We start from the raw sequence: 8,475 nt of genomic DNA, 5'->3' as shown, positions 1-8,475 counted from the left end.
CCGATGAGGAAATCCGCAACCGGAGAGCCGTGTGCGGGAGAACCGCTCGCACGGTTCGGAGGGAGGGGAGGCGAAAGCCTTCCCTACCCCTATCCAGGGCGCGCCCTGTCCGGCTCCTCGCGGACAGCCACCCTGGCAGTTGCAGTCGCCCGTAACTCCCAAGCCGGCAGCGAACAGCGCCGTCATCGCGAGCGAAGCGAAGCGATCCAGGGCCGCTGGGCTGCTGTTGCGCCCTCTGATCGTCCCGCCGCCCTTCGTTGCGAGCAGAAGACGGAGCGATTTTTTCCGCAGGAGGGAAGCGGCGGCATGGGTTGCTTCGTCGCTTCGCTCCTCGCAATGACGGGGTTGGCAGTTACAGTCGCCCGGAAAAACGGCCGCAACCCCTTGACAAAGTGGAATCCGCGCCCGGAATTGGGAGGCCCGGGAGTCAGACGATCCCGGACGACGATCCCGCGGCCGCCGGCCGCTCCTCGGCCTTCCGCGTCCGGTAGCCCGACGCGCGGTAGGTCGCGAGCGGATCGATCGCGCCGCCGCCCCGCCGCCGGGCTTCGGCGAGGATCGGCGAGACGTCGGTCACGAAGCCGGCCTTGAGCAGGCGACGCCCGAGCATGACGTCGCTCGCCTCCTGCGCGTCGGCGAGCGCGGCGCGGTCGACGGCGAGCGCCTGCGCATAGGCGCGCTGCACCTCGATCGCCGAGTCCATCAGGCTTTCGATCGGATCGGTGACGTTGTGGGACTGGTCGAGCATATACGCCGGGTCGAAGCCGGGCGCCCCGCGCTCCGCCGCGTCGACCAGCTCGTTGAACACCCGGAACAGGCGGAACGGGTCGATCGAGCCGGCGTCGAGATCGTCGTCGCCGTATTTCGAATCATTGAAGTGGAAGCCGGCGAGCCTGCCCACCCGGATCAGGCGCGACACGATCTGCTCGATGTTGACGTTGGGGGCGTGGTGGCCGAGGTCGACGAGGCAGAAGGCCTGCGGTCCGAGCGCCTCGGCCGCCATGAGGCTCGTTCCCCAGTCCGCGATCACGGTCGAATAGAACGCTGGCTCGTTGAGCTTGTGCTCGAGGAACACCCGCCAGTCGCGCGGCAGGCTGGCGTAGATCTGCGCCAGCGACTCCATATACCAGTCGAACACCCGGTTCAGGTTCGACTGGCCGGGGAAATTCGAGCCGTCGCCGATCCAGACGGTCAGCGCCTTGGAGCCGAGCTTCTCGCCGATGGCGATGCATTCGATGTTGTGCGCCACCGCCTGGTCGCGCACCGCCTTCGAGGCGTGGGTGAGCGAGCCGAACTTGTAGGACAGCGGCTGTCCCGGCTGGTCCTGAAACGTGTTGGAGTTGACGGCGTCGAAACCGATCCCGAGCGCTTTTGCGCGTTCGGCGAGTTCGCCGGTATCGCGGACCTTGTCCCAGGGGAAATGCGGCGAGCAGGTGGGGGTCGCGCGGGTCAGCTGATGGATGGTCGCGCAATCCTCGAGCTTGTCGAACACGCCGCGCGGTTCGCCGGGGCCGGGGAAGCGGGCGAAGCGCGTGCCGCCCGTGCCGACCCCCCAGGTCGGCACAGCCACGGCGAAGTCCACGACCTTCGTCGTGATCGCCTCGATGTCGAGGCCCCGGCGTTCGAGCTGCCGTCCGAGCGCGGAATAATCGTCCGCCAGCGCCGCCGCGCCCGCGGCGTTCTGTTCGGCGATCAGGGAGTCGGGGATGCGATAGGTCATGGTTTTTCCTCGGGCCTTTCCCGGTTCGCCGGGCCGGGGCGTCGGGCGTCCGAGGCCCCGCCGTCATTGCCAGCCGCAGGCGAAGCCACCCACGCCGCAGGGCGCGGTGGCGTGGATCGCTGCGCTGCGCTCGCGACGACGCACGTCACCGCGCGAAACTCACCGCATTGCCGGCGTCGACGTTGATGAAGTTGCCGGTGCTCTTGGCCGACAGGTCGGAGGCGAAGAAATAGACCGCCTCGGCGACGTCCTCGGGATAGACGGAAAGCTTGAGCAGCGAACGCTGGCGGTAGACCTCTTCGAGGTCGTCCGCCGACACCTTGTTGGAGGCCGCGCGCTGGGCGCGCCACTCGCCTTGCCAGATCTTCGAGCCGCGCAGCACGGCGTCCGGGTTGACCGAGTTGGCGCGGATGCCGAACGGCGCGCCGTCGAGGGCGATGCAGCGGGCGAGGTGCACTTCGGCGGCTTTCGCCGTGCAATAGGCGGCGGCGCCGGCCGAGGCGGCGATGCCGTTCTTCGAGGCGATGAACACGATGCTGCCGCCGAGGCCCTGGTCCTTCATGACCCGATAGCCCTCGCGGGCGGCGAGGAAATAGCCGGTGGCGAGGATGGCGAAGTTGCGGTTCCACAGCTCGAGCGAGGTATCTTCGAACGGCGCGGCGGAGGCGATGCCGGCGTTGGCGACCAGGATGTCGAGCCCGCCATAGGCGAGCACGGTTTCGCGCACCGCGGCCGCGACCGCGGTCTCGTCGGTCACGTCGATCGGAAGCCCGATCGCGGCGTCGCGGCCGAAGCTCTTGCGAAAGCCGCCGACCGCTTCGTCGAGGCTCGCCCGGTCGATGTCGGCGAGCGCCACGCAGGCGCCCTCGGCCATCAACCGCGCGGCGATGGCGCGGCCGATGCCGCCCGCCCCGCCGGTGATCAGCGCCACCCGCCCCGCGAGCGCCTTGGGCTTGGGCATGCGCTGGAGCTTCGCCTCTTCGAGCAGCCAGTACTCGATGTCGAACGCCTCCTGTTCGTCGAGCCCGACGTAGCGGCTGACGCTCGACGCCCCGCGCATGACGTTGATCGCGTTGAGGTAGAACTCCGAGGCGACCCGCGCCGTCGCCTTGTCCCTGGCGAACGACAGCATGCCGACCCCGGGGACGAGATAGATCACCGCGTTCGGGTCGCGCATCGCCGGCGAGTTCGGCCGCCTGCAGCGCTGGTAATAGGCGGCGTAGTCCCTGCGATAGGCGTCCAGACTCTCGTCGAGCGAGCCCACCACCGCGTCGGAATTGTTCGCCGCCGGATCGAAAGCCAGCACCAGCGGCCGGATTTTCGTGCGCAGGAAATGGTCGGGGCACGACGTGCCGAGCGCGGCGAGCGGCTTCAGATCGCGCGAATTGACGAACTCCAGAATGTCCGGCGCGTCGGAAAAATGGCCGATCTTGCGCTCGCCGGCCGAGATGCGCTTGCGGATCTCGGGCATCAGCCGGGCCGCCACCGTGCGACGGTCGTCGGGCGACAGGGCCTCGACCGCCGCGCCGCCGAAAGCGGCCCCCTTGGCGTTGGCGGCGAGCCAGGCCGAGGCCTTGTTGATCATGGCGAGCGTGGTCTCGTAGCAGGCCTTCGAGGTCGGGCCCCAGGTGAACAGGCCGTGGCCGCCGAGCACGGCGCCCTTGAGCCCGGGATTGGCGGCGGCGAGCTCGCCCAGTCTCAGACCGAGGTCGAAGCCCGGCCGCAGCCAGGGCAGGAAACCCATCTCCTCGCCATAGATTTCGCGCGTCAGCGCCTCGGCGTTGGCGCATGCCGCGATCGCGATCACCGCGTCGGCGTGGACGTGGTCGACATGGGCGTGCGGCACGAAACCGTGCAGCGGGGTGTCGATCGAGGTCGCCCGCGGATTGAGATCGAAGGTGCAGTGATTGAACAGCGCCACCATCTCGTCCTCGTGCGCGAGGCCGCGGTAAACCCTCTTCAACGACAAGAGCTTGTCGAGATAGAGCGTCGAGAAGCCGTCGAGCTTCATCGAGCCGATGTCGCCGCCCGAGCCCTTGACCCACAGCACCTTCACCGTCTCGCCGGTCAGCGGATCGACGCCGTCGATCTTGGCCGAGGTGTTGCCGCCGCCGAAATTGGTGATGCGCAAATCGGAGCCGAGCAGGTTCGACCGGTAGAGCAGCAGCCTAGGCTCGTCGAGCCGGGCGGCGTGCGCGTCGTCCCACAAGTCGGGCAGGGGCGCGGTGAGGCCAGACGCTGGGCCGCTCATGGGACGTTCCTCGCGATTGTCGAGCGATTTTGCCCGAAGCCTAGGCAAACAATCACGATCCGTCAACAAGACCGGCCGAGATCGCGCCGCAATGAGCAATATCGGTCAGACGCGATTGACAGCGCGCAGAGCCGGTGGCAGCCTGAACGCATAAGCACGGAATGATCGAGGAAACGGCAAGGGGCCATGCGCGAGCGTCAGCGCGCCGAAATCGTCCGCACTCTTCTCGCCGAGCGCGGGTTCCTGTCGATCGCCGACATCATGGCGGCGACCGGGGTGTCCGCGGCGTCGGCGCGGCGCGACGCGACGCGGCTGGCGGAAGCGGGCGTCGCCGAGCGGCTGCACGGCGGCGTCCAGGCGATCGACGGGGCGTTCTCCCGGGTCGCTTCTCGGCTCGCCACCCGCTCGTTCGATTCCAGTCGCACCATCCACGTCGCGGCCAAGCGGGCCATCGCCCGTAAGGCGGTCGAACTGTGCGTCGAAGGCGACGTCGTCATCATCAACGGCGGCACCACGACCTACCAGATGTCGGAGTTCCTGCTCGACACGCGGCTGAAGATCCTGACCAACTCCTATCCGCTGGCCGAGTTCCTGATCCACGAGACGCAGAACCGCGTGGCGCTGCCGGGCGGGGAGGTCTATCGCGACCAGAAGCTGATCGTGGCGCCGTTCGACGACGACGCCATCCAGCATTATTCGGCGCGGCTCATGTTCATGAGCGCGATGGCGATCGGGCCGCTCGGCGTGATCGAGGGCGATCCGCTGATCGCGCGCGCCGAGACCAAGCTACTCAGGCGCGCCGACCGGCTGATCGTGCTCGCGGACGCCTCGAAATTCGGCCCGCGCGGCAGCCTCGTCGTCTGCCCGCTGGCGCGCATCCACATGTTGATCACCGACTCGGACGCGCCGCCCGAGGCGCTCGCCATGCTCGAGGCCGCGGGCGTCGCCACGATCGTGGTCGAGGCCGAAGCCCACTCGACGGAGGCGGCATGAGCGCGGCGGCGACCGTCCCCCTTCTCGAGGTCAAGGGCCTCGAGAAGAGCTTTCCCGGCGTCCGGGCGCTCAGCGGAGTCTCGTTCGACGTCCGGCCGGGCGAAGTCCACGCCCTGCTCGGCGAGAACGGCGCCGGCAAGTCGACGCTGATCAAGATCGTCTCCGGCGTCTATCAGCCCGACGCCGGCGAAATCCTGATCGACGGGCGCGCCATGCGCTTCGCTGCGCCGGAGGACGCCAGGCGCGCCGGCGTCGCCACGATCTATCAGGAACTCCTGCTCTTTCCCGAGCTCACCGTCGCCGAGAACATTTTTCTCGGCCATGCCCCGCGCGCGTCGGGCGGACGGATCGACTGGCGCGCGATGACCGCCAAGGCCGAAGCGCTGCTCGCCTCGCTCGACATCGACGACCTCGCCGCCGACCAGGTCGTTGGCAGCCTGTCGGTCGGCCACCGCCAGCGGGTGGAAATCCTGCGCGCGCTGTCGCACGACGCGCGCATCCTGATCATGGACGAGCCGACCGCGGCGCTGACGGAAGCGGACGTGACGCGGCTGTTCGCCATCGTGCGTCGGCTGAAAGAACGCGGCGTGGGCATCGTCTACATCAGTCACCGGCTCGACGAACTGTTCCAGATCGCCGATCGCGTCACCGTGCTGCGCGACGGCGCCTGGGTCGGGGCGCGCGACATGGCGGACACCAACGCCGCGGAGCTGGTCCAGATGATGGTCGGGCGCCGCATCGACAACCTGTTTCCCAAGATCGCCGCGCCGATCGGCGCGCCGGTCCTTCAGGCGCGGGGGCTCGTCCGCAATCCGACCACGCGGGACGTGAGCCTCGAGGTGCGGGCGGGCGAGATCGTCGGGCTCGCCGGGCTCGTCGGCTCCGGCCGCAGCGAGCTGGCGCAGGTCCTGTTCGGGATCACCCCGGCCGAGCGCGGCGAGATCCGGCTCGACGGCCAGGCCGTCCGGATCGATTCCCCCGAGCGCGCCCGCGCCGGCGGGATCGCCTACGTGCCCGAGGATCGCGGCGCCCAGGGGCTCGTCAGGGCGATGAGTGTGCTGCACAATTTCTCGCTCGCCGCGCTCGGCGGCCTGTCGCGCCTCGGGTTCATCGACCGGGCGGCCGAGCGGCGGATGGCGGAAGCGGGCGTGCTGCGTTTCGGCGTCAAGACCAGCTCGGTCGACGAGCTCGCCGGCCGTCTCAGCGGCGGCAACCAGCAGAAGATCGTGCTCGGCAAGTGGCTCGCCAACAATCCCAAGCTCCTCATTCTCGACGAGCCGACGCGGGGCATCGACGTCGGCGCCAAGGCCGAGATCCATCGCCTGATGTGCGAGCTCGCCGGCGAGGGCGTCGCCATCCTGATGATCTCGAGCGAGTTGCCCGAGGTGCTCGGCATGAGCGACCGGGTGCTGGTGATGCGCGAGGGCCGACTGGTCGCCGAGTTCGATCGCGCGCACGCGACCTCGCAAGCCGTCGGCGCCGCCATGATGGGAGGAGACGACCCGATGGAGCGCGCGGCGTGAGCGCCATCCCGGTCCCGCGCCTCGCCTTGCCCCGCGCCGGGATCTTCAGGCGTTTCGCCTCGCAGGAGGCGCTGCTCGCGCTCGCCGTGATCGGGCTCGCGATCGCGGTCGGCTTCGTCAACCCGCGCTTCCTCGCCTATCGCAACCTCGCCGACATCCTGCTCGGCAACGCCTATATCGCGATCGCCGCGATCGGCATGTCGATGGTGATCATCTCGGGCAACATCGACATTTCCGTGGGCGCGCTGATCGGCGTGCTCGCGACCGTCAGCGGGTCGCTCGCGGTCGCCGGCGCGCCGACCCTCGTCGCCTGGATCGTGCCGGTCGTCCTCGGCGTCCTGGTGATGGCGGCGCAGGGGGCGGTGGTCGCCTATCTCCGGATCCCGGCGATCGTCGTCACGCTCGGCATGATGTCGATCCTGAAAGGGGGCCTGATCAGCGTCACCGGCGGCAAATGGATCACCGACCTGCCGCAGGGCTTCCATCTCGCCGACCTCAACCTCCTCGGCGTGCCGATGCCGGTGGCGATCATGGTCGTCGCGACCGCGCTCGCGGCGCTCTGGATGCGCTATTCGGCGAGCGGGCGCGCGATCTACGCGACCGGCGGCAATGCCGAGGCGGCGCGCCTGTGCGGCGTCAATCCGCAGCGCACCGTCGTTATGGTGTTCGCGCTGCACGGCTTCTTCGCCGGCATCGCCACGCTGGTCTACGCCACCCAGCTTCGCGTCATCCAATCGACCACTCCGCCCGGTCTGGAGCTCACCGTCATCACCGCCGCCGTCGTCGGCGGCGTCAGCATTCTCGGCGGCGTCGGCACCGTCGTGGGCGCGACGCTCGCGGCCATCCTCATCGCCGAGATCACCAGCGCCCTCGTCTTCGTCAACATCTCGCCCTACTGGACGGACTCGCTGCGCGGCGGCCTGATCCTCGCCACCGTCATCGCCGACATCGTCCGGCGCCGGCGCCGCGCTTCGCGGGGGCGGCGGATATGAGCGTCTTCGCGGCGAGCCCCGGCCGCAGGGTTCCGAAGTGGCTCGCGCGCCATGAAACGCTGCTCGCGATCATCCTCGTGGCGGCGCTGGCGGGCCTCGGCGCGTTCAACAACCGCTTTCTCACCGTCGACAACCTGCTGAACCAGGGCCGGCTGATGACCGAGATCGGCCTGATCGCCCTGCCGATGACCTTCGTCATCATCACCGGCGGCATCGACCTGTCGGTCGGCGCGATCGTCGGCCTGAGCGCGGTCATGCTCGGCTACTCCTGGAAGACCTTCGGCTTTCCCCTGCCGCTCGCGATCGCCTTCGCGCTCGCGGTCGGCGGACTCGCCGGCTTCGTCAACGGCTTCGTCATCACCCGGGTCAAGGTGCCGCCGCTGATCATGACCATCGCGACGCTGGCGCTCTATCGCGGACTGGCCGAAGGCGTGAGCCAGGCCCGCTCCGTGCGCGGCTATCCGGAGTGGTTCTACGGCCTCGGTCAGGGCGAATGGCTCGGCGTGCCGACGCAACTCCTCCTGCTCGTCGTCCTGATCGTGATCGCCGGCGTCGCGCTCGACCGGACGACGTTCGGCCGCACGCTCTACGCCATCGGCTCGAACGAGACGGCCGCGCGCTTTTCCGCGCTCGACGTCGACCGCACCAAGGTCGTGATCTACACGCTCTCCGGCCTCGCCTCGGGCCTCGCCGCCGTGGTTCTGGTCTCGCGGGTGACGACCACCCGCATGGACATGGGGATGGGCTACGAGCTCGACGTGATCGCCGCGGTGGTGCTCGGCGGGACCAGCATCTTCGGCGGCGCCGGCACGATCTGGGGCACGGTGATCGGCCTGGTGATGATCCAGCTGCTGAAGAACGGGCTCGCCCTGACCGGGGTCAAGGGCGACGCGACCATCGTCGTCATCGGCGTGGCGCTGATCATGTCGACGCTGATCGCGAGCTCGCTCCAGCGCCGGAGGGAATGAGGCGAAAATCGAGAGGTTAGCCGCAGTC

At 69.0% G+C, this 8,475-nt stretch carries 6 protein-coding genes; 4 read left to right on the top strand and 2 right to left on the bottom strand.

Annotated elements, in window-relative coordinates; genetic code table 11:
* Nucleotides 1-427: 427 nt before the first annotated feature.
* Nucleotides 428-1,720 (bottom strand): L-rhamnose catabolism isomerase, encoded by a 1,293-nt coding sequence (gene rhaI / locus DFR50_RS28575; RefSeq protein WP_113893250.1) that lies wholly within the window; start codon nt 1,718-1,720, stop codon nt 428-430.
* Between the two features lie 145 nt (nt 1,721-1,865).
* Nucleotides 1,866-3,971 (bottom strand): bifunctional rhamnulose-1-phosphate aldolase/short-chain dehydrogenase, encoded by a 2,106-nt coding sequence (locus DFR50_RS28570; RefSeq protein ID WP_113893248.1) that lies wholly within the window; start codon nt 3,969-3,971, stop codon nt 1,866-1,868.
* Nucleotides 3,972-4,157: 186 nt separating this feature from the next.
* Between DFR50_RS28570 and DFR50_RS28565 the strand changes: the two genes are divergently transcribed.
* From DFR50_RS28565 to DFR50_RS28550, 4 genes are read left to right on the top strand one after another with little or no spacing between them, the layout of a single operon-like run.
* A complete protein-coding gene (locus tag DFR50_RS28565; protein WP_113893246.1) occupies nt 4,158-4,964 on the top strand; it encodes a DeoR/GlpR family DNA-binding transcription regulator in 807 nt (268 codons plus the stop codon).
* Nucleotides 4,961-6,487 (top strand): sugar ABC transporter ATP-binding protein, encoded by a 1,527-nt coding sequence (locus tag DFR50_RS28560; protein WP_113893244.1) that lies wholly within the window; start codon nt 4,961-4,963, stop codon nt 6,485-6,487. Before DFR50_RS28565 ends, DFR50_RS28560 begins: the two co-directional genes overlap by 4 nt.
* A complete protein-coding gene (locus tag DFR50_RS28555) occupies nt 6,484-7,479 on the top strand; it encodes an ABC transporter permease (protein WP_113893242.1) in 996 nt (331 codons plus the stop codon). Before DFR50_RS28560 ends, DFR50_RS28555 begins: the two co-directional genes overlap by 4 nt.
* Nucleotides 7,476-8,447 carry an ABC transporter permease gene (locus DFR50_RS28550; protein ID WP_113893239.1) on the top strand — a complete coding sequence of 324 codons (972 nt, stop codon included), beginning with the start codon at nt 7,476-7,478 and terminating at the stop codon, nt 8,445-8,447. Before DFR50_RS28555 ends, DFR50_RS28550 begins: the two co-directional genes overlap by 4 nt.
* Nucleotides 8,448-8,475 lie beyond the last annotated feature (28 nt).

The sequence above is a fragment of the Roseiarcus fermentans genome, from assembly GCF_003315135.1.
Lineage (GTDB): Bacteria > Pseudomonadota > Alphaproteobacteria > Rhizobiales > Beijerinckiaceae > Roseiarcus > Roseiarcus fermentans.
The sequence above is the reverse complement of the archived record's forward strand: the minus strand, read 5'-3'. Positions and strand labels throughout refer to the sequence as shown.